Annotated in this window: 1 protein-coding gene; it reads right to left on the bottom strand. The window is 48.8% G+C overall.

Features of this window, described 5'->3' with window-relative positions; genetic code table 11:
- Nucleotides 1-228 (bottom strand): cadherin-like domain-containing protein (locus tag FQ668_RS28090; protein WP_218570933.1); only part of this gene is annotated, 228 nt, incomplete at its 3' end.
- Nucleotides 229-242: the final 14 nt, after the last annotated feature.

Genomic DNA, 242 nt, shown 5'->3' with positions numbered 1-242 from the left:
GTCTTCATCGACGCTATAGGCCAAATCACCAGATACTGGTGCATCGTTGACTGCAATAACGTCAATGCTTGCCGTGGTATCCGCTGTCGCACCATCCTCATCGACAACAGTGACATCAAGACTGACATTGCCATTGAAGTTCTCATTTGGAGCGAAGCTGAACGTGCCATCACCGTTGTCGGTAAGTATGCCGTCTGTACCAGAGTAAGAGACATCTTCAACAGCCACCTCACCCTCTATAT

Source organism: Pseudomonas sp. Kh14 (genome assembly GCF_900291005.1).
In the GTDB taxonomy this organism is placed as follows: domain Bacteria; phylum Pseudomonadota; class Gammaproteobacteria; order Pseudomonadales; family Pseudomonadaceae; genus Aquipseudomonas; species Aquipseudomonas alloputida.
The sequence above is the reverse complement of the archived record's forward strand: the minus strand, read 5'-3'. Positions and strand labels throughout refer to the sequence as shown.